The organism is Mycobacterium triplex (assembly GCF_000689255.1).
Classification (GTDB): Bacteria; Actinomycetota; Actinomycetes; order Mycobacteriales; family Mycobacteriaceae; genus Mycobacterium; species Mycobacterium triplex.
Genome location: NZ_HG964446.1, coordinates 1,886,346 through 1,907,598 on the forward strand (window position 1 = coordinate 1,886,346; position 21,253 = coordinate 1,907,598).

Genomic DNA, 21,253 nt, shown 5'->3' on the forward strand with positions numbered 1-21,253 from the left:
GGTCAGCGACGAAAAGCCCTTGCGCGGCTGAGGATTCCGGTCTTTTCTAGATGCTCGACTACGGTACGCAACAGGACACGTTGGGGTCGTTGACCCCCGCGCAGCGTTCGATATGGGTTGCCCAGGAACTCCGGCCCGAAGTTCCTTACAACTTCGCCGGTTACGTCGAGATCGATCACGATGTCGATGCCGAAAAGCTGATGGCCGCCTGCGAATCGGCGGCCACCCGGTTCGGCACACCATGCGCGCGGCTTGACCTCGACGACGGCGAACCCGTCTTCATGCTCGACCACGCGGTGCCGCAGACCCTGCACTGTGTTGATCTGCGTGCCGAGTCCGACGCGGTGGCCGCCGCGCGCAGCTGGATGGACGACGACTACCGGCGGCCGGTCGACCTGATTCGGGACCGACTCACCAACTTCGTGCTGCTGCGGATCTCCGACAAGCTCTGCTACTTCTACGTGCGTGCGCACCACGTCCTGTTGGACGGCTACGGCGCATACAGTTTCTTGCGCCACGTTGCCGACGTCTACTCGGGCGCGCCCGCCAAAACCGGCGAGGTGGATTTCTCGGAGTTCGCCCTCATCCGTGCCGCGGACGAGAAATATCGGCGTTCCTCACGCAGCCAGACCGATGCCGAGTTCTGGCAGGGCGTGCTGCGTGGTTCCCCCGAAGTCGTCGATCTGTCGGGCCGGCAACGGTCGGTGGCACCGCGCCACCCGATGGTGTGCGAACTGGCCTGCCCGCAGAGCCGATTCGACGTCGCACGGGTTGTCGCGGCAATGGCGGTTTTCCTCGCGAAAACGACCGGGCGACAAACAGTCTCGCTGTCGCTGCCGGTATCGGCACGCACCACCGCCGCGCTGAAGAACTGCGCGGGCATGGTGTCGAACATGGTCCCGCTTCTCATCGATGTGGCTGACAACGACACCATCGGCGCGCTGACCGATCGGGTGGGCAAAGCCGTCGTGGGTGCGCTGCGCCATCAACAGTTCCGGCGCTTCCCGGACATCATGGGAAACCGGCTGGACACCAACCTCGAGTTCGGCCCGACCGTCAACGTGCTCGACTTCGCCGCACCCCTGTATTTCGGCCCGTCCGAAGCTGTTTGCAACATATTGAGCAACTTTCCCATTCAAGACATCGCGGTCAACATCTATCCGCAGCTGGGCGACGGCGCACCGCGGGTCCACTTCGCGTGGAATCCGGACCGGTATGCCGACGACGAGATCGCCCGGCACATCGCCCGTTTGGAGTCGCTCTTCGACCGTCTGCTGGTGGCGGATCCGTCCGTGGTGGTGGGCGAGGTGGCGCTGCTCGACGACAACGAGCGGGCACGACTGGATCTGCTGGGCAATCGGGTGGTGCTGGATCGGCCGGTGATCGGGGCGTCGATACCGGAATTGTTTGCGGCGCAGGTGGTTCGTACACCCGAGGCGGTCGCGATCAGCTGCGCCGGTCGCTCGATGACGTATCGAGAGCTCGACGAGTCATCCAATCGCCTGGCGCACCTGCTGGTCGAGCGAGGCGCGGGTCCGGGTCGCTGTGTGGCGGTGCTGTTTTCCCGCTCGGCCGAGGCGATCGTGGCGATCCTGGCCGTGCTGAAGTCAGGGGCGGCGTATCTGCCGATCGACTCGGCGGTGCCCGATTCGCGCATCGAGTTCATGCTGGCCGATGCCACGCCGATCGCGGCGATCAGCACCGCGGAGCTGGCCGGGCGTTTCGGCGGGCATGCGCTGCCGGTGATCGATGTCGAGGATCCTGGTATCGACTCGCAATCCAGCGCGGCCTTGCCGGTGCCGGCCGCCGACGACGTCGCCCACATCGTGTACACCTCGGGCACGACGGGCATCCCCAAAGGGGTCGCGACCACGCACCACAACGTGACTCAGCTGTTGGGCCCATTGCACATGGGTCTGCCGTCCGGGCCGGGACAGGTGTGGTCGCAGTGGTATTCCTATGCCTTCGATGCGTCGGTGGAGGAAATCTGGGGTGCGTTGTTGCACGGATCGCGGTTGCTGATCGTGCCCGAATCGGTGGCCGCCGTCCCAGATGACTTCCAGGACTTACTGATTGCCGAGCGGGTCACCGTGCTGCATCAGACTCCATCGGCGGTGTCGGCGCTGTCGCCCGAAGGCTTGGCGGCCGCGGCGTTGGTGGTGGCCGCCGAACCGTGTGCGGTGGAGTTGGTGGATCGGTGGGCGCCCGGCCGGGTGATGACCAACGCCTACGGGCCGACGGAGACCACGCTGTGCGTGACGGTCAGTGTGCCGCTGCGGGCGGGAGCCGGGGTGGTACCCATCGGAGTACCGATCCCGGGCGCGGCGCTGTTCGTCCTCGACGCGCGGTTGCGGCCGGTGCCACCCGGGGTGATCGGCGAGCTGTATGTCGCCGGTTGGGGTGTCGGGCTGGGCTACCTGCGACGGGCGGGGCTGACGGCGTCGCGGTTCGTGGCCTGCCCCTTCGCATCCGGGCAACGGATGTATCGCACCGGAGATCTAGTGTGCTGGGGTCCCGATGGTCAGCTGCGTTACATCGGACGCGCCGACGAGCAGGTCAAGGTCCGTGGGTACCGCATCGAGCTCGGTGAAATCCAGTCGGCGCTAAGCGGTTTGGATGGGGTCGAGGCCGCGGTCGTCGTGGTTCGCGAGGATCGCCCCGGCGACAAGCGTCTGGTGGGCTACGTCACCGAGGCGGTTCCCGGGTTGGTCGAAGTCGACGCTGCGCGGACTCGGCTGGCCGAGCGATTGCCGGCCTACATGGTGCCGGCCGCGGTCGTGGTGGTGGCCGCGTTGCCGTTGACGGTCAACGGCAAGCTCGACACCCGCGCACTACCGGCACCGGAGTACCGCGACGCCGAGTACCGCGCCCCGTCCAATGCCGTCGAGGAAATTCTGGCCGCCATCTACGCCGAGGTCCTCGGCCTGGACCGGGTCGGAATCGACGACTCCTTCTTCGATCTCGGCGGCGACAGCATCCTGTCGATGCGGATCGTGGCCCGGGCGCGAGCGGCCGGGGTACTGTGTCGCCCGCGTGACATCTTCGTCGAACAAACCGTGGCCGGTCTGGCGCGCGTGGCCACGATCGTCACCGCCGGTGACGATGTGGTCGACGAGGGTGTCGGTCCCGTCGTCGCAACCCCCATCATGCGCTGGCTGCACGGTGTGGACGGCCCGGTCGACCAGTTCAACCAGACGATCGTCGTCCAAGCCCCGTGCGGCGTCACCGATGCCGATGTCAGCGTGGTGCTGCAGGCCCTGCTGGACCGACATGGGATGCTGCGCCTCTACGTCGACGACGACGGCGCGGGGCAGTGGTCCCTGCACGTTCCCGAGCCGGGCTCGGTGCGCGCGCACGACTGCCTGCACATCACGGCGGCGTTGTCTGACGCGGCGCTGGTCGAGGCGCGGTCGCGATTGAACCCGGCTGCCGGGGTGATGCTCAGCGCGCTGTGGATCACCTCGACCAGTCAGCTGGCATTGGTCGTGCACCACCTCGCCGTCGACGGCGTGTCGTGGCGAATCCTGTTGGAAGACCTCAATATTGCCTGGGCGCAGCACCGCAGCGGACGGCCGGCAGCATTGCCGGCGGGTGGCACATCGTTCGCCCGCTGGTCGTCGCTGCTCGGGCAACACGCGCGCCACCCGGACGTCACGACGCACGCCGAGGTGTGGCGGAATATCGCGACGACCCCCGCGGCGTTACCGGCGGCGCAGCCCGACGTGGACACCTACGCCAACGCCGGCAAGCTGTCGCTGACGCTGGACGCCGAGACGACCCGCACCCTGCTCGGCGAGGTGCCCGCGGCGTTTCACGCTGGCGTGCAAGACATTCTGGTGATCGCCTTCGGCCTGGCCTTGGCGGAGCTACTGGGCACCGGGGGCGCGCCGATCGGAATCGACGTGGAAGGCCATGGCCGCCACGAGCTGCCGGGCGCCCAGGTGGATTTGTCCCGCACGGTGGGCTGGTTCACCGCCAAGTACCCGGTGGCGATCAGTGTCGGTGAGCTGGACTGGGCGCAGGTGACCGGCGGCGAGCTTGCACTGGGGGCGGTGATCAAAGATGCCAAGGAACAGCTGCGCGCCTTACCCGATGGCGTGACCTACGGCTTGTTGCGCTACCTCAACGACGAGGTGGACCTGAGCGGGCCGGACCCGGCTATCGCGTTCAACTACCTCGGCCGCCTGGGCGGTCTCGCCGAATTGACCGAGGATCTGTGGCGACCCGCCGTCACCGCGTCGACGGCCGTCGCCGCGGCGACGGCGGTACCGATGCCGCTGAGCCACACCCTGACGCTCGATGCCGGCACCCTCGAGGGCGAGGACGGCCCGCGCCTGCACGCCAGCTGGACGTGGGCTCCCACCGCGTTGAACCATGCCCGGGTAGATCGGCTGAGCCAGTTGTGGTTTGAGGCGCTGGCCGGGATCTGCGCGCATGTGCGCCGCGGTGGCGGCGGGTTGACCCCGTCGGACATCCTGCCCGCCCGGCTGACCCAACAGCAGATCGGCGACCTCGAGCAGCAGCACGCGATTGCCGACGTGTTGCCGTTGACCCCGTTGCAGCAGGGGCTGTACTTCCACGCCACCCTCGCGCAGAGCAGCGGTGCCGATCCCTATGCGCCACAGCTGGATATCAGCATGGCCGGGCAGCTGGACTGGGTCCGGCTGTGCGAGGCGGTGCACGCCGTGGTGGCGCGTCATCCCAACTTGGCGGCACGTTTCTGCCTAGACCCGCCCGTGCAAATCATCCCCGCCGACCCCGCGCCCGCGTGGCAGTACGTCGACCTGCGTGGCGGCACCGACATCGAGGGACAGATCCAGCGGTTGTGTGCCGACGAACGCGCCGCGGTCTGCGACCTGGCCAACCCGCCGGTCTTTCGGGCGGCGCTGATTCGCACGGCCCCAGACCGATACAGGTTCGTGCTCACCAATCACCACATCGTGCTCGACGGCTGGTCGTTGCCGATCGTGCTGCAGGAGATCTTCGCGAGCTATCGCGGGCAGCGGCTGCCCGCGCCGGTGCCGTTCCGCAAATTCGTCGCCTGGCTGGCCAATCGGGACACCGACGCCGCCGCGACGGCGTGGCGCGAGGTGCTATCGGGCTTCGACACACCGACATTGGTCGGCTCGCGGGACGCGCAGGGCCAACGCGGGCGGGCGTCGCTGCGTCTGTCGCAACAGGCCACGCAGGCGCTGGCCCAACTCGCCCGCGCACACCACACGACCGTCAACACCGTCTTGCAGGCCGGCTGGGCGCAGCTGCTGATGTGGCTGACCGGCCAGCACGACGTGGTTTTCGGCGCGACGGTCTCGGGGCGCCCCACCGACGTGCCCGGCGCGGAATCGATTGTGGGACTGCTGATCAATACCGTGCCGGTGCGGGCGCGTACCACCGCGGCGACCACCGCGGCCGAGTTGCTCGAGCAATTGCACCGCGCCCACAACGACACGCTGGAACACCAACAACTGGCACTCAGCGACATCCACCGCGGCACCGGTCACGACCGGCTGTTCGACACGCTGTTCGTCTACGAGAACTACCCGATCGACGCCACGGCGTCCGCCGGTCTGGGTGAGCTGGCCATCACGCGGTTCACCAGCAATGAATCCACCCACTATCCGCTGACCCTGCAAGCCACGCCGGGCAGCGAGATGGGCTTGAGCATCGAATACGACTGCGATCGGTTCGATGCCGAAAGCGTTGGGGCGCTTATCGATAGGTTGCAACGGATACTGGCGGCGATGGTGGACGATCCGTCGCGAAGGTTGTCGTCGGTGGATGTTCTCGATGCGACCGAGCGGGCCCGGCTGGATGCGGTGGGTAACCGCGCGGTGCTGGACCGGCCGGCGCTGGGCGCCTCGATACCGGAATTGTTTGCCGCGCAGGTGGTTCGGACCCCCGAGGCGGTCGCGATCAGCTGCGCCGGTCGCTCGATGACGTATCGAGAGCTCGACGAGTCGTCTAATCGGCTGGCGCACCTGCTGGTCGGGCTGGGCGCCGGCCCGGGTGAATGCGCGGCGGTGCTGTTCCCCCGGTCGGCCGAGGCGATCGTGGCGATCTTGGCGGTGCTGAAATCGGGGTCGGCCTACCTGCCGATGGATCCGGCGGTGCCGGATGCGCGAATCGAGTTCATGCTCGCCGACGCCGCGCCGATCGCGGCACTGGCCGCCGCGGAGCTGGCCGAGCGGTTCGACGGGTACGGGGTGCCCGTCGTCGGTTTCGACGATCCGGTATCGGATCAGCCGTGCACCGCGCTGCCGCCGCCGATGCCCGCGGACATCGCCCACATCGTCTACACGTCCGGAACCACGGGCGTGCCCAAGGGCGTTGCGACCAGTCATCACAATGTGACTCAGCTACTGGAGTCGCTGCACGTCGGACTGCCATCGGGACCGGGACAGGTGTGGTCGCAGTGGTACTCGTATGCCTTCGACGCCTCGGTGGAAGAGATCTGGGGCGCGTTGTTGCACGGGTCGCGGCTGCTGATCGTGCCCGAGTCGGTGGCTGCGGTCCCGGAAGACTTCCAGGACTTGCTGATTGGCGAGCACGTCACCGTGTTGCATCAGACTCCTTCTGCCCTGTCGGCGCTGTCACCGGACGGTTTGGAGTCCGCGGCACTGGTGGTGGCCGCCGAGGCGTGCTCGGCGGAGTTGGTGGACCGGTGGGCGCCGGGGCGGGTGATGACCAACGCCTACGGGCCGACCGAGACGACGCTGTGTGTGACGGTCAGTGCGCCGTTGAGCGCCGGATCGGGGACGCCGCCGATCGGTGCGCCGGTGCCCGGGGCGGCATTGTTTGTGCTCGACGGATGGTTGCGCCGGGTCCCGCCGGGCGTGGTGGGCGAATTGTATGTGGCCGGGCATGGTCTGGGGGCCGGATATCTCGGCCGCGGCGGGTTGACGGCGTCGCGATTTGTGGCTTGCCCGTTCGCTTCGGGGGTGCGGATGTACCGCACCGGTGACCTGGTCCGCTGGGGAGCCGACGGGCAGTTGCAGTATTTGGGGCGCGCCGATGAGCAGGTCAAGATCCGCGGCTACCGCATCGAATTGGGCGAAATCCAAGCGGCGCTGAGCGATCTGGATGGGGTCGAAGCGGCGGTCGTGGTGGTTCGTGAGGACCGCCCGGGCCACAAACGGTTGGTCGGCTATGTCACCGGGGTGGTCGACGTCGTCGGTGCGCGAGCCCGGTTGGCCACGCGATTGCCGGCCTACATGGTGCCGGCCGCCATTGTGGTTCTCGAAGCATTGCCGTTGACGGTCAACGGAAAACTCGACATCCGCGCGCTGCCGGAACCGCAATACCAGCACACCGAGTACCGGGCTCCGAGTAATGCGGTCGAGGAAACCCTGGCCGGCATTTACGCCCAGACCCTGGGCCTCGTACGGGTGGGGGTCGACGATTCGTTCTTCGACCTCGGCGGAGACAGCATCTCGGCCATGCGCCTGATCGCCGCGACCAACAAGGTCCTCGACACCCGGCTCAGCGTCCGCATCCTGTTCGACGCGCCGTCGGTAAGCGCCTTGAGCCACCAGGTGTACACCCACACCGTCGATCCGCGTTATGTGGCCGTGCACGGCACCGACGCGACCGAGATCCACGCCGCCGACCTCACCCTCGACAAATTCCTAGACGCCGCAACGCTTTCCGCGGCCGACGCATTGCCGGGCCCGGGCGCCGAGGTGCGCACCGTGCTGTTGACCGGCGCGACCGGCTTCCTCGGGCGCTACCTGGTGCTGCAATGGCTCGAACAGCTGGAACTGGTCGACGGCACGCTGGTCTGTCTGGTGCGCGGCAAGTCCGATGAGGATGCGCTGCATCGCCTGGAGAAGATCTTCGACAGCGGGGATCCGCAGTTGCTGGACCACTTCCAGCAACTGGCAGCCGGTCATCTGCGCGTCGTGGCGGGGGACAAGGCCGAAGCCCGGCTGGGCCTCGACGGGCCGACGTGGCAGGAACTGGCCGAAACCGTCGACCTGATCGTCGATTCGGCCGCGGTGGTCAACGGTGTGCTGCCCTATAGCGAACTGTTCGGACCCAACGTCGGCGGCACCGCCGAGCTGATTCGCTTGGCGCTGACGACGAAACTCAAGCCCTACACCTACGTGTCGACGGCCAACGTGGGCGACCCCGTCGAGCGGTCGGCGTTCACCGAGGAAGCCGACATCCGGGTCATCAGCCCGACACGCATCAACGACGGCGGCCCCGTCAACGGCTACGCCAACAGCAAGTGGGCCGGTGAGGTGTTGCTGCGTGAAGCCCACCAGCTGTTCGGGCTGCCGGTGCTGGTGTTCCGCAGCGGAATGATCCTGGCCGGCACCAGTTACCGGGGCCAGCTCAACGTCTCGGACTTGGTCACGCGGATGGTGCTGAGCCTGATGGCCACCGGCGTCGCGCCCGGTTCGTTCTACCGGCGCGACGCCAACGGCAACCGGCAACGGGCGCACTACGACGGGCTGCCCGTCGAATTCGTGGCCGAGGCGATCGCCACGCTCGGCGCTCAAACCGTCGACGGGTTCGAGACCTATCACGTGATGAACCCGCACGATGACGGCATCGGGCTCGACGAGTATGTGGACTGGCTGATCGAAGCCGGCTATCCGATCGAGCGCATCCACGATTTCGACGAATGGCTGCGGCGGTTCGAGGCAGGCCTGCGAGCCCTGCCCGATCGGCAGCGGCAGCACAGCGTGCTGCAGATACTGCACGCGGTCGGCCCGGAATATGCGCGGCCCGCAACGCCGATCCGCGGCGCGTCGGCGTCGACCGACAGGTTCCGTGCCGCGGTGCAAGAGGCCAAGATCGGGCCCGACAACGACATCCCGCACGTCACGGCGCCGATCATCATCAAGTACGTCACCGACCTGCAATTGCTCGGACTGCTCTAGCCTTTCGATAACGGTCCGTTCGCCGGCCGCAACGTCGTACGCTCGTTGCGATGCTGGCGAAGTCCGAGATCCGGTTCCTGCGCGTCGGCGACCGCCGCGTGGCGTTCGACGTACGCGGAGACGGTCCTCCGCTTGTCGCTCCCGCGTGGTGGGTCAGCCATCTCGAGCTCGACTGGGAAAGTGCCGGCTTTCGGCGATTCTGGGAAGTCGTCGCCGACGGATACACGCTGATCCGCTACGACCGCTTCGGCGTCGGCATGTCCGACCGCGCGGTGCGAGATTCGGATCTGACGCTGGACGGGGAAGTGGCGATGCTGCGCGCGCTTGTCGACGAGCTGGGCTACGAGCGCGTCTCGCTGCTGGGCGGGTCCTGTGGCAGTTGCACCGCAATCGCTTTTGCCGCAACGTATCCCGAGCGCGTCGACCGGTTGGTGCTATACGGGTCCTACGCCGACGGCTCGGCGATCACCGCACCCGAAGTGGGCGACGCGATCGTCGCGGCGGTGCGCGCGCATTGGGGACTGGGCTCTCGTCTGCTCAGCAACATGTTCCTCGGTGCCGCCGAATCTGTGGAGCACGAACGCTTTGCGCGGTTGCAGCGTGAGGCGGCGACCGCCGAGGCCGCCGCCGCGTTGTTGGGCCTGGTCTATCGCCTCGACGTACGGGCACACCTTCCCAAGATCTGCTCCCCGACGCTGGTCGTGCATCGACGCGGCGATCGGGCAGTGCCCTACCGGCTGGGCCGTGAGGTCGCGGCCGCGATCCCGGGCGCCGCGTTGAGCTCGCTGCCCGGGAGCGCGCACTTCCCCTGGCACGGTGACGTGGACTCCGTCGCACGCGCATGCCGCGCGGCGCTGGGGCCGCTGGGATCCCCGTCACCGTCGCCGCGGCACCCGAACGAGCCGGAGCCCATCAAACTTTCGGCCCGGGAACGCGAGATCCTCGCGTGCCTTGCGCGCGGCCTGCACGATCGCGAGATCGCCGAGCATCTCGTGCTGAGCCCACATACGGTGCACCGCCATGTCGCGAACATCCGCCGCAAGCTGGGAAGTACCTCGCGCACGGCCGCCGTCGCCGAGGCCGCGCGCCTCGGACTTCTTTGACCTAGCCGAAACGGGCCATCGGCCGAAGATGGCCGTGTTGGGCGATGCGCACACCCGGCGGCCATCTCTACGGTTTCGCCATGACAGAGACCACGACCGAACCGGTAGCGCGCCCGTCGTCCGCGGCTTGGTTGCGAATCATGGCGCTGGTGTACGACCCGTTCGTGTGGCTCGGCGAGCTGGCAGGTATGCGCGGGCGGCGTCGAGCGCTGGTGCGTGGGGCGCGCGGGCGCGTCGTCGAGATCGGTGCGGGCACGGGGCTGAACCTCGCGCACTATCCCGACGGCATCGATGATCTCGTGCTGATGGAGCCCGAGCCGGCCATGCGCCGTAAGCTTGCGCGCCGCTCGCAGCGGTATGCCCGCCCGGCGCGGATCGTCAATGCGCCCGCGGAATGCTTGCCGCTGACCGATGAATCCGTGGATACCGTGGTCTCGACCCTGGTTCTGTGCACCGTCAGGGACCCCGAACGCGCGTTGCGCGAGATCGCTCGGGTGTTGCGCCCCGGCGGGCAGTTGTTGTTCGTCGAACACGTGCGGGCGAATTCCCGGTGGCTTGCGGCGTGGCAGGACTACCTGTTCCGTCCTTGGCGCGCCTTCGCCGGCGGGTGTTGCTGCAACCGCCCGACCGAAGAACTGATGCGCGCCTGCGGATTTGCTGTGACGGCCGAGAATGCCGTGTGGCGCGGAATGCCGCGAATCGTCCATCCGCTCTTGATCGGCAGGGCGATTCGCTAGCCCCATTCTGACTACCGGCGTTTTCATCACAGTTCCCCGAATTCGGCATGTGACTTGGGTCGCTAGCATCGGTGGACGTGCCGAGAAATGATCGGCAGAAGCTCCACAACGCATCGTCAAGACACTGCCGGATGTTTCTGTCTTGCTTACTAATTGGCTACTGACAGGAAACGGCCCAGCGATCTGATGCGCGAGGAGCCCGCTGTGGAAAGAGGACAATGGAGTCTGCTGGAGTACTGTCGCGCGATCGAATTGTTGCCGGCCCAGGCTGGAGTAGGTGGCTCGTTCCGCCCGCCGCGCTCTCGATACACCTAGCGATCGGAAGCGTCTATTCCTGGAGCGTTTTCAAGCTTCCACTGCACGAAACACTGGGAGCATCAGGGCTTTTGAGCGCCATGCCGTTCACGCTGGGCATTGTCATGCTGGGCGTGTCGGCGGCCGTCTTCGGCACGGCGGTGGACCGTCGAGGCCCCCGTTGGGCGATGTTCGTGGCGACCGCGTGTTTTTGCGGCGGTTTGCTGGTCGCTGCGTTGGCGGCCGAGGTCGGCCAGATGTGGCTGGTCATCCTCGGCTACGGTGTCATAGGTGGCATCGGCCTCGGAATCGGTTACATCTCACCGGTTTCCACCTTGATGAAGTGGTTTCCCGACCGGCCAGGGATGGCGACCGGCTTCGCCATCATGGGCTTCGGCGGCGGGGCGCTGATCGCCTCTCCGTGGTCGTCGGAGTTGATGAAGTGGTTTGGCACCGACCGGCACGGCCTGGCGGCGACGTTCTTGGTCATGGGTGTGGTGTACGCCGTCTTGATGTCGTTGGGAGTCCTGCTGATCCGCGTTCCACCGCACGAATGGGACCCACCCGTCGTCCGGGTCGCCGCGTCGAAGATGCCGCATGCCGCCGGGCCCGATCGCACCGCCAATGAAGCGATCAAGACCCCCCAGTTCTGGTTGCTGTGGATTGTGCTGTGCTTCAACGTCACTGCGGGAATCGGCATTCTGGAACGGGCCGCACCCATCTATCGGGACTACTTTCCCCATGCCGCGTCTCCCGCGGCATTGACCGCGGCCGCGGCGGGATTTGTCGCGATGCTTTCGTTGGCGAACTCGTCGGGACGGTTACTGTGGTCCGCGGCCTCGGATGCGGTCGGCCGCAAGAACATGTACCGGCTCTACCTCGGCGTGGGTGCGATCCTTTACGCCGTGTTGATCATCGCGCAAAACGCAAGCAAGCCATTGTTTCTGATGGTGTGCATTCTGCTGTTGTCGTTCTACGGCGCGGGGTTCGCGACGGTGCCGGCCTACCTGCGTGACCTGTTCGGCTACCTCGAAGTCGGGGCGATCCACGGCAGGCTGCTCACCGCGTGGTCGACCGCGGGTGTGCTGGGGCCGGTGATCGTCAATGCGATCGCGGACAACCGCATTGCTGCTCATGTGGTCGGCCCCGAGCGTTACCGGTGGTCGTTCATGATCATGGTGATCCTGTTGCTGATCGGCGTGGTCTGCAACGAGCTGATTCGTACTCCCCGGCCGCCCAGCTTCATTGTCTCGGCGGTGGATACGCGAAAGCCCGAGTGCGTGATTTCTGGAGAGGCTGCGCAATGAGCGACCAAACGATCACGGCGACATCGCCCCGTGCCAAGCTGCTGGGCTTGGTCAGCTGGTTGTGGGTGGGCGTCCCATTCACCTATGGCCTCTACGAGCTGGTGGCGAAGATCCCGGCTTTGTTTACCAACTGATCGGGAATAGCGCGGCGCGGGTTGCGCGTTCAGCCGGCCATGGGTTCTTTCACCGAGAGCGAGCGTCAGGAATTCCTCGAAGCCAAGCACGTCGGCGTCTTGTCGGTGGCCGCCGACGAGGGCCGTCCCCCGGCGAGCGTCCCGATATGGTACGACTACGCACCGGGCGGAAACATCCGGATCAACACCGGAGCCTCGTCGCGGAAGGTCAAGCTCATCGACCGGGCCGGGGTGGTGACGCTGGTCGTGCAGCGTGAAGATCCTCCGTATCAATATGTGGTCGTGGAGGGCACCGTGGTCGAGACCACCAGGCCGACCCCCCTGGCCGTGCGGGAAGAGATCGCGATCCGCTACCTCGGCGAGGAGGGCGGCCGCGCATTCGTGAGCAGCATCGAGAATCAGGAAAATGTGTTGTTCACCGTGCGTCCGGACCGCTGGATCACCGCCGATTTCTCCGGTGAGCTCTAAGCGCGTTCCTACCGTGGCAAACGGTTAAAGGCTCGTCATTTCGGGGGCAACAGGAGGGTCGAGGCGCCGGGCGTATTTGCGGTTTGGTGCGCCGTCATGAGGGTATTCCGTAACGACTTCTCGCTTCGGAAAGGACCTGAGATGTTGCATTCGGTGATTCTTGCCAGTTCGGATCCGCTTGCCGCGGGGCTCATTCTGCGTGGGATCAAGGGCATCTTCGTCGCCATAGGCAGCGTGATCGCCGCAATAGTCTGTGGTGTCATTGCCGCGATGAAGGGCCGCAATCCGTTAGGGTGGGGACTTCTCGGGCTGTTCTTCTCCATCCTCACCTTGATCGTCATTATCGTCATTCCGAGCAAGAAGTCGTAGCGCCGCTAGCAAATCGTAGGCTGCCTTTACGATTCCTATCGAATTGCGGTGTCGACGCGCTCGTGCGCGGTCCGACCGCCTGGCAGGCGGTGGCGCATGCGGACATCCCGGACGGCGGTACCGTCGCCGTCGACCTGGTGCCCGAGCGACTGGGGCGCCGCCAAGCGCGGCATCCACACCATCGACATGGGGCGGCTGGAAAATTCTCCTGGTGACGCGATCCGGGCCCTGACCGATGGGCGCGGTCCGGACTCGGTGATCGACGCGGTGGGCATGGAGGCGCACGGTTCCCCGGTTGCCAAGTTCGCTCAGCAGGCCACCGCGGTGTTACCGATGCCATCGCCAAGCGAATGCTGCAGACCGCGGGCGTGGACCGGCTGAGCGCGCTGCACTCCGCGATCGACATCGTGCGGCGCGGCGGAACGATCTCGCTGGTGGGCGTATACGGCGGGATGGCCGATCCGCTGCCGATGCTCACGCTCTTCGACAAGCAGGTGACCCTGCGCATGGGGCAGGCCGACGTGAAGAGATGGGTCGATGACATCATGCCGCTGCTGACCGACGACGACCCGCTCGGCGTCGACGAGTTCGCCACCCACGTGTTGCCGGTCGACCAGGCCCCGCACGCCTACGACATCTTCCAGAAGAAGCAGGACGGAGCCGTAAAGGTTGTGCTCAAGCCATGAGCGGGCGAAAGGCCAGGAGTCGCGAAATAGCAAGTGCCCTAAGGCGTTTCGAATGATGGTTTGATTGCCGCATGTCTCGGGTATCAAGTGCGCCATGACCACAGCCGACGCGCCTGTTCCGACGCCCACCGGTGAACTGTGGCCGGGCAAGGCATACCCGCTGGGGGCCACGTACGACGGCGCCGGCACCAACTTCGCGCTGTTCAGTGAGGTGGCCGAAAGGGTCGAGCTGTGCTTGTTCGACGCCGACGGCGCCGAGACGCGGATCACCCTGCCCGAAGTCGACTACTTCGTCTGGCACGGTTACATACCGGCCATCGAGCCCGGTCAGCGCTATGGCTACCGCGTCTACGGCCCGTACCAGCCCGCCGAGGGGCTGCGGTGCAATCCGAACAAGCTGCTGCTGGACCCGTATTCGAAGGCCATCGACGGAACCTTCGACTGGAACCAGGCGCTGTTCAGCTACGACTTCAACGAGCCCGACAGTCGCAACGACGAGGACTCCGCGCCCTCCATGCCCAAGTCCGTGGTGATCAACCCGTACTTCGACTGGGGCAACGATCGCCCCCCGAGCCGCGAATACGCCGACACGGTCATCTACGAGGCACACGTCAAGGGGCTGACGCAGACCCATCCGGACATTCCCGAACAGATACGCGGCACCTACGGCGCCGTGGCCCACCCGGTGATCATCGAGCACCTCAAGAGCCTGGGCGTCACCGCGATCGAGCTGATGCCCGTGCACCACTTCGCCAACGACTCCACCCTGGTCGAGCGGGGCCTGTCGAATTACTGGGGCTACAACACGATTGGGTTCTTAGCCCCCGACTTCAAGTACTCCACCGGTACCTCGCCTGGGGTGCAGGTGCAGGAGTTCAAGGCGATGGTGCGTGCGCTGCACGAGGCCGACATCGAGGTGATCCTCGACGTTGTCTACAACCACACCGCCGAGGGCAACCACCTGGGACCGACGTTGTCGATGCGGGGGATCGACAACGCCGCCTACTACCGGCTGGTCGACGACGACAAGCAGTACTACATGGACTACACCGGCACGGGCAACAGCCTCAACGTCGGGCATCCACATTCGCTGCAGCTGATCATGGACTCGCTGCGCTACTGGGTGACCGAGATGCATGTCGACGGTTTCCGGTTCGACCTGGCGTCCACGTTGGCCCGTGAGTTCTATGACGTGGACAAACTCTCGACGTTTTTCGAACTCGTGCAACAGGATCCGACGGTCAGCCAGGTCAAGCTGATCGCCGAGCCGTGGGACGTCGGCCCCGGCGGCTATCAGGTGGGCAATTTCCCGCCGCAGTGGACGGAGTGGAACGGCAAATACCGCGACACCGTCCGCGACTTCTGGCGCGGCGAGCCTTCCACGCTCGACGAGTTCGCCTACCGGCTGTCCGGGTCGGCCGACCTCTACGAGCACACTGGGCGCCGACCGGTGGCGTCGATCAACTTCGTCATCGCCCACGACGGGTTCACGCTGCGCGACCTGGTCTCCTACAACGAGAAGCACAACGAGGCCAACGGCGAAGACAACAACGACGGCGAGAGCCATAACCGGTCCTGGAACTGTGGCGCCGAAGGGCCGACCGACGACACCGGTATCAACGAACTGCGCGCTCGTCAGCAACGCAACTTCATCACCACCTTGCTGCTGTCTCAGGGTGTCCCGATGATCTGTCACGGCGACGAGCTCGGTCGCACGCAAAGCGGCAACAACAATGGCTACTGCCAGGACAGCGAGTTGACCTGGATCGACTGGGCCAATGCCGACACCGGCCTGCTGGAATTCACCCGCACGGTGTCGGCGCTGCGCGCGAACCACCCGGTGTTTCGCCGGCGGCGGTTCTTCAGCGGTAAGCCGGTGGGCCGCCGCGGCCGGGACGGCCTGCCCGATATCGCCTGGTTCGCCCCCGACGGCGACGAGATGACCGACGAGGACTGGGGCGCGAGTTTCGCGAAATCCGTCGCGGTTTTTCTCAACGGCCACGGCATCCCCGGCCGTGATGCGCGGGGTCAGCGGGTGCTCGACGACTCGTTCCTGCTGTGTTTCAACGCGCACTACGAAGCACTCGAATTCACTCTTCCGCCAAAGGAATTCGGGGCCGCGTGGAATCTGGTGGTGTACACCGGACCGGCGGAGACGACGCCCGCGGACGAAGTCCCCGGAGGGGGCACGCTCACCGTGGAACCGCACACCGCCGTCGTGCTGCAGGAGCTGCCGGCCAACGAGGCCTGACGCTCGCCGGCCGAACATCCGCCCGGCGGTTACATATGCCGTCCCTGCTAGATACGCTGTGCCTGCTGCGGGCTCGTTACAGGAGAGGGCAAATATGTCACGGACAGTGGTGGTCGGCGCGTCGAGTGGCCTTGGGCGCTGTATCGGAATCGGGCTTGCCCAACGCGGCGATCAGGTCGCGCTGCTGGCCCGCAGGCGTGCGCGCCTGGATACCGCCGCCAAGGAGGCCGGGTCGGGCGCGATCGCCGTCGAGTGCGACATCACCGACCAGGCGTCGTGCCGGTCGGCCATCGGTGAGGTCGCCGACGCGTTCGGCGGCATTGACAACGTGGTGTACACCCCCGCCATCAGCCCGTTGGTCCGCATGGTCGACACCGATGCCGAAACGTGGCGCCGGATCTTCGACACCAACGTGGTCGGGGCCTCGCTGGTGACCGCGGCGGCGATGACCCACCTGACCGAGTCGGCGGGCAAGGTGGTCTATCTGTCCTCCGACGCGGGGCCGTACGGTCCGGTGTGGCCAGGGCTGGGCGCCTACGGCGTCAGCAAGGCGGCCCTCGAACGACTCGTCGAGGCGTGGCGTGCCGAACACCCCGACGTCGGGTTCACCAACCTGATCGTCGGGGAGTGCGCCGGCGGCGAGGGCGAGGCGGCGACCGGGATGAACGCCGGCTGGGATATGGACCTCACCATGCAGGCCTATCCGCTCTGGGTCTCGCGCGGCTGCATGCCGGGCAAGTTGATGCCCGTCGAGGACCTGATCGACGTGGTCCACACGATCCTGCGCACCAACGCCTCGACGTCGATGCCGCTCGTGGTTGCCCGCGGCGCGCCGTCGAGTCCCGCCGCGTTCGCCGAGGCCAACCAGTCATAGCTCAGCGACCGGGGAGCTTCTCCCGCACCAGGTCGGTGACGAAGCGAATCGGCGACACCGGCCGGAACGCCAAGGCGGCCTCGGTGAGCGCGTCGCGGGATGCGATGGGCAGCTCGATATCGGCCGCGGCCACGTTGAACTCGAGCTGTTCGACGCTGGACGCCCCCGGAATGGCGACCACGCCCGGATAGCTGATCAGCCAGGCCAGCGCCACCTGCGCCGGTTTGGCGTCGACTTCGTTGGCGACGTCGCGCAACAACTGCAGCAGCGGCTCGAGGCGCCGCAGGTTTTCCGTACCGAACAGCGAGTTGATCGCGCGGATGCCGCCGGGCCGGTTGTCGACGTTGTACTTGCCGCCCAGCAGCCCCTGCTCCAGCGGGCTGTAGGCGATCACGACGCGATTCTCCCGCTCGGCGAACGGCACCAGGTTCCTGAGCGCCTTGGGAAAGGCGAGCGAGAAGTGGACTTGATTGCTGATGACCGGACGGCCCAGCGCGGCATCGGCCTTCTGCCACCGTTGGAGCGAATAGTTCGAGACGCCGGCGGCGCCGATGTCACCGCTGTCGAGGAGGTCGCGCATGCCCGGCATGATCACGGTATCGGGGACCACCGGGTTGGACTGGTGGATCTGGTAGAGCGGGATGCGGTCGAGCTGCAGCCGGCGCGCGCTGGCGCGCTCGCGCTGCTTGATCACCGCCGGGAAGGGCGCGACCGGCATGATCTTGCTGGCCACCGCCACCTCGGTCCGCTCGTCGCCGAGCGCCTCGCCGAGGATCCGCTCGCTTTTGCCCAGCCCGTACACCTCGGCGGTGTCGAACAGTGTCACGCCCATCGCGCGAGCGCGTTGCACGATATCGCGGGCGGCGCCGGCGGCGTACTCGTCCCCGTAGCCCCACTCGCGTGAACCGAATTGCCAGGTGCCCAACCCGATCCGGCTGACCTGCCCGACTCCGTCGACGTCCAGATATTTCATGTGCTCACCGTACTGGGGTACTCACCGCGCCGGGCGCCGAGCGTGGGCCCCAAGTACGGGAAACCCCTCGAATTCGTCCATAGGCCCCACGCTCGCCACTTCGGCTAGTCGGGGATCTTGGTGAGGATGTAGTTGGCGATGCTCACGGCGGTTTGCCGGGCGCCGCCGGCATCGGTGGTGCCGAGGTTGACGACGTACAGGTCGACGACGACGTTGGCTTTGGCCGCCGCCGCCCGGACAAAGCGCACCTTCAGGCCCTTGGGCGCCAGATCCATCGTGGTGATGCCATTGCCGGCATCGGCGGGCGGGCTGAGCGACAGCTGGTAGGTGGGCCCGCCGCGGGCGGTCAGTGTCACGGGCGCCCCGCCGCAATCACGCCAGCCGTCGACCAACCTCGTCACTTGTGCTTGCGCGGTCGGCGAGTCGCGAAACGCCATGACCGCCTGGATGACCTGGATCGACTTCAACAGGGTTTGCGTGTCGGAGTACGCCTCCGCGCGATAGCGCAGCATGGCCTTGAGGTCGTAGGCCTCCGGGGCGCCGGGCATCACCGCGCCCCAGCACTGCGGACGATCGATCGCCGCGTCCGTGTCGCCTTTACCCGGCCGATCCCAGGTTTGGCCGGCCTCCAGGTTTTGGTCGTTGGTAAGGCTTTTCAGGGCCTCCAGTTTGGGCAGCAGCCTGATCACGTCATCGGGCGCCACCTTCGGCGGCGGCGGCTCGGTGCTGGTGCCGGGGGTGGCCGTGATAGCCGGCGCGGCGCTCTGGTGCGGCCGCGAGACGGCCAGGGTGGACAGCGTGGCCCACGCCGCCAGGGCGATGACGGTGAGGGTGATGAACGCATACGACAAGGACAACCCGACGAGTGCCCGGTCACGTCCGAGCTCGCCGGTGCGCCGGATCTGCGCCAGGCCGAGATGCCCGAAAATCGCTCCGACAGGGGCGAACACGAACGCGAACACCACCGACAGCGTCGCGAAGGTGTTGACCGGCGGGGGCTGCGGCGGCGGGGGTGGCGGCACGAAGACCGGCGGTGGGGCGTAGGGGGCGCGGCCCAACGGATCGTAGCTCAAGGATTCTGGGCTAAAGGGGCTAAAGGGATTGTGTCCGAACGGATCCTGAGGGTTCGTCTCGGCCTCCTTGTTCTGGGATCCTGCCCCGACTTTAGTACCGGGACCCAGGCCATCGGTAGTTCCGCCGTCAGCTGCGCCGCCACACCAGCTTGGCGTTGCGCGGCACGCCGTCGAGCACAATCGGTTCGGGCGGGCCGAGTTCCAGGTAGCGGTCCCGTAAGTGGGCCTTGCGGTATTGGATTCCCCCGATCCAGTTGGGCAGCAAGCTGACTTCGACATGATGGGCGATCAGGCCGTCGTCGACGACGGAGAACGGGCCGGCATAGCTCAGGTATCCCCCGGCAGCGGCGGCAAGCTCGTTGTCGTGCGCGTGATGGGGATCGTCGCGGTCGAACGGCGTTCGGTCGGCGCGCATCAGCTGGGCTGACATGTAGCCGTCCGGGGTGTACATGATGACGCCGCGGGCATCGACGCCCAGTGGGTATGTCACGTCGGACCCGTCCAGCGCGCAGCTTTCGTAGGACTCCAGGGTCCAGGCGCCAATCAGCTTGGTGCGCAACTCTTCTGCCGTCGTTGTCATCATCGGGCCGGTGACCCTGCTGCCGCCTCGGCGCTGGCGGTGAGCGCGGCGATGGCGGCGTCGAACGGCTCGGGGCTGCGCAGCACCCGGCCGAGTATGAGGGCACCTTCCATGGCGGTGACGGCGTTCACGGCAAGGTGTCTCGCACCGTCGTCGGGTATGCCCTTCTCGCCAAGACGAGCGGCCAGCGTGGCGATCACGTCGCCGAAGCCGCGCCGGGCCGTGTCGGAAAGCTGCGCCGAGGCCGGGGTGGATTCGATGACGATGGGTGCGACGGCGCAGCCCTCGCGGTAGTCGCTGGCCATGAGTTCGTCGCGGGGGCGGCCGATGAACGCGGCGATCAGCTCGGCCGCGGTACTCGTGGCGCCCGCGGCCCGGTTGATGTGGGCGATGGTGTCGGCGGAGTGCACGAGCGCCACCTCGGTGGCCAGTTCTTCCTTGCCGCCCGGGAAGTGAAAGTACAGCGACCCCCGCGGCGCCGAGCTCTCCGCTACGACGTCGGACAGTGCGGTGCCGAAGTAGCCGTGTTCGCGGAACAGCCGTCGGGCCGCCGCGATCATCCGGTCCTTGCTGTCACTCCTTTTTGGCATGTCGTCCATCATACATAGTTCTTGACTATCTACGCCAAGCAGTTCTACTCTGGTTCTCGTCATAAGTATGACGAACGACATAGTAAGAATGGGGGAACTCGATGACTGAGCTGGATCAGCCGGCCGCTGCGATACCGCCGGTGCATGCCCCGGACCGGGACTCGTCACCGGTGGCGCGCGAGATGGATGGCCACGTCGCCGTGCTCACCATGCAGCACGCCCCGCACAACTTCCTGGGTACCGCGTTGTTCGACGCGCTGCTCGACGGGATCCACTGGGCGACCGAGCACCGAGCCCGTGCCGTGCTGCTGCGCAGCAGCCTGCGCAATTTCTGCGCCGGCGCCGACGTCACCTTGTTCGACAGCGCCGGACGCGGCGAAACCCCGGATCTTCCTGTTCTCGAACTGCTGCGCGCGTTCGACGCGCTCCCGATACCGATCGTCGCCGCCGTGCATGGTGTTTGCCTCGGCGGCGGTCTGGAGTTGGCGATGGCCTGCGATCTGATCGTCGCCAGCGAGTCGGCCAAGATCGGCAACATCGAGGCCTCGCTCGGGTTGAACCCGTTGATGGGTGGCATTCAACGGATTACCCAGCGTGCCGGCGCGGCGCGGGCCAAGGAGATGGCGCTGCTGGGCCGTCGCTATGACGCCCGCACGCTGGAACGGTGGAACATCATCAACCGCGTGGTCGCCGACGAACAACTCGCAGCGGTAACCAGTGCGCTCGCCCATGAGCTCGCCAACGGGCCGACCGTCGCCCACGCGTCCACGAAAGCCATTGTCTCGCACGCCGTCTCGCACGGCGTAGCGGAGACCGACGAGGCGATGCAGGAGTTGCAGAAGGAGATCTGGAAATCCGAGGACCTCAAGATCGGGCTGGCCTCGCTGGCCGCCGAAGGCCCCGGCGCCGCGCGGTTCGGGGGGCGGTAG

Annotated in this window: 14 protein-coding genes and 1 pseudogene; 11 read left to right on the forward strand and 4 right to left on the reverse strand. The window is 66.5% G+C overall.

Features of this window, described 5'->3' with window-relative positions:
* Window positions 1-50: 50 nt before the first annotated feature.
* The 10 genes and pseudogenes from BN973_RS08830 to BN973_RS08870 all read left to right on the forward strand — a co-directional run bounded on the left by BN973_RS08830 (window position 51) and on the right by BN973_RS08870 (window position 17,108).
* A complete protein-coding gene (locus BN973_RS08830) occupies window positions 51-8,885 on the forward strand; it encodes an amino acid adenylation domain-containing protein (protein WP_084163340.1) in 8,835 nt (2,944 codons plus the stop codon).
* A gap of 50 nt (window positions 8,886-8,935) precedes the next feature.
* Entirely contained in the window at window positions 8,936-9,988 is a 1,053-nt protein-coding gene (locus tag BN973_RS08835; RefSeq protein ID WP_036467426.1) for an alpha/beta fold hydrolase, read from the forward strand.
* Window positions 9,989-10,128: 140 nt separating this feature from the next.
* Window positions 10,129-10,725: a class I SAM-dependent methyltransferase gene (locus BN973_RS08840; protein WP_232232045.1), complete on the forward strand. Its 597-nt coding sequence runs from the start codon at window positions 10,129-10,131 to the stop codon at window positions 10,723-10,725.
* A gap of 218 nt (window positions 10,726-10,943) precedes the next feature.
* Window positions 10,944-12,326, forward strand: a complete 1,383-nt coding sequence (locus tag BN973_RS08845; RefSeq protein ID WP_036467431.1) for an L-lactate MFS transporter — start codon at window positions 10,944-10,946, stop codon at window positions 12,324-12,326.
* Window positions 12,323-12,460, forward strand: a complete 138-nt coding sequence (locus tag BN973_RS31365) for an MFS transporter small subunit (RefSeq protein WP_169718208.1) — start codon at window positions 12,323-12,325, stop codon at window positions 12,458-12,460. Before BN973_RS08845 ends, BN973_RS31365 begins: the two co-directional genes overlap by 4 nt.
* Window positions 12,461-12,499: 39 nt before the next feature.
* The gene (locus BN973_RS08850; RefSeq protein WP_036467434.1) at window positions 12,500-12,928 is read left to right on the forward strand and encodes a pyridoxamine 5'-phosphate oxidase family protein; all 429 of its coding nucleotides are present in this window, start codon (window positions 12,500-12,502) and stop codon (window positions 12,926-12,928) included.
* A gap of 141 nt (window positions 12,929-13,069) precedes the next feature.
* Entirely contained in the window at window positions 13,070-13,297 is a 228-nt protein-coding gene (locus BN973_RS08855; protein WP_036472191.1) for a hypothetical protein, read from the forward strand.
* Between the two features lie 71 nt (window positions 13,298-13,368).
* Window positions 13,369-13,983: pseudogene (locus BN973_RS08860) on the forward strand (MDR/zinc-dependent alcohol dehydrogenase-like family protein); the annotation flags it as partial.
* 94 nt (window positions 13,984-14,077) lie between these two features.
* Window positions 14,078-16,234: a glycogen debranching protein GlgX gene (gene glgX, locus BN973_RS08865; RefSeq protein ID WP_036467437.1), complete on the forward strand. Its 2,157-nt coding sequence runs from the start codon at window positions 14,078-14,080 to the stop codon at window positions 16,232-16,234.
* A gap of 106 nt (window positions 16,235-16,340) precedes the next feature.
* On the forward strand, window positions 16,341-17,108 hold the full coding sequence (locus tag BN973_RS08870) for an SDR family oxidoreductase (RefSeq protein ID WP_084163341.1): 768 nt from the start codon (window positions 16,341-16,343) through the stop codon (window positions 17,106-17,108).
* A gap of 1 nt (window position 17,109) precedes the next feature.
* Here BN973_RS08870 and BN973_RS08875 read toward each other — a convergent pair whose 3' ends face one another.
* The 4 genes from BN973_RS08875 to BN973_RS08890 form a co-directional block, all read right to left on the reverse strand.
* Complete coding sequence (locus BN973_RS08875) at window positions 17,110-18,081, reverse strand: aldo/keto reductase (protein WP_036467442.1); 972 nt, start codon at window positions 18,079-18,081, stop codon at window positions 17,110-17,112.
* A gap of 104 nt (window positions 18,082-18,185) precedes the next feature.
* On the reverse strand, window positions 18,186-19,154 hold the full coding sequence (locus BN973_RS08880) for a sensor domain-containing protein (protein ID WP_139830190.1): 969 nt from the start codon (window positions 19,152-19,154) through the stop codon (window positions 18,186-18,188).
* A 127-nt stretch (window positions 19,155-19,281) separates the two neighbouring features.
* Window positions 19,282-19,737, reverse strand: a complete 456-nt coding sequence (locus BN973_RS08885; RefSeq protein WP_198048907.1) for a lipocalin-like domain-containing protein — start codon at window positions 19,735-19,737, stop codon at window positions 19,282-19,284.
* Window positions 19,734-20,324, reverse strand: coding sequence for a TetR/AcrR family transcriptional regulator (locus BN973_RS08890; RefSeq protein WP_036472194.1), 591 nt, complete (start codon window positions 20,322-20,324; stop codon window positions 19,734-19,736). Before BN973_RS08890 ends, BN973_RS08885 begins: the two co-directional genes overlap by 4 nt.
* Window positions 20,325-20,425: 101 nt before the next feature.
* On the opposite strand from BN973_RS08890, the gene BN973_RS08895 reads away from it, so the two are divergent.
* A complete protein-coding gene (locus BN973_RS08895) occupies window positions 20,426-21,253 on the forward strand; it encodes an enoyl-CoA hydratase/isomerase family protein (protein ID WP_051641182.1) in 828 nt (275 codons plus the stop codon).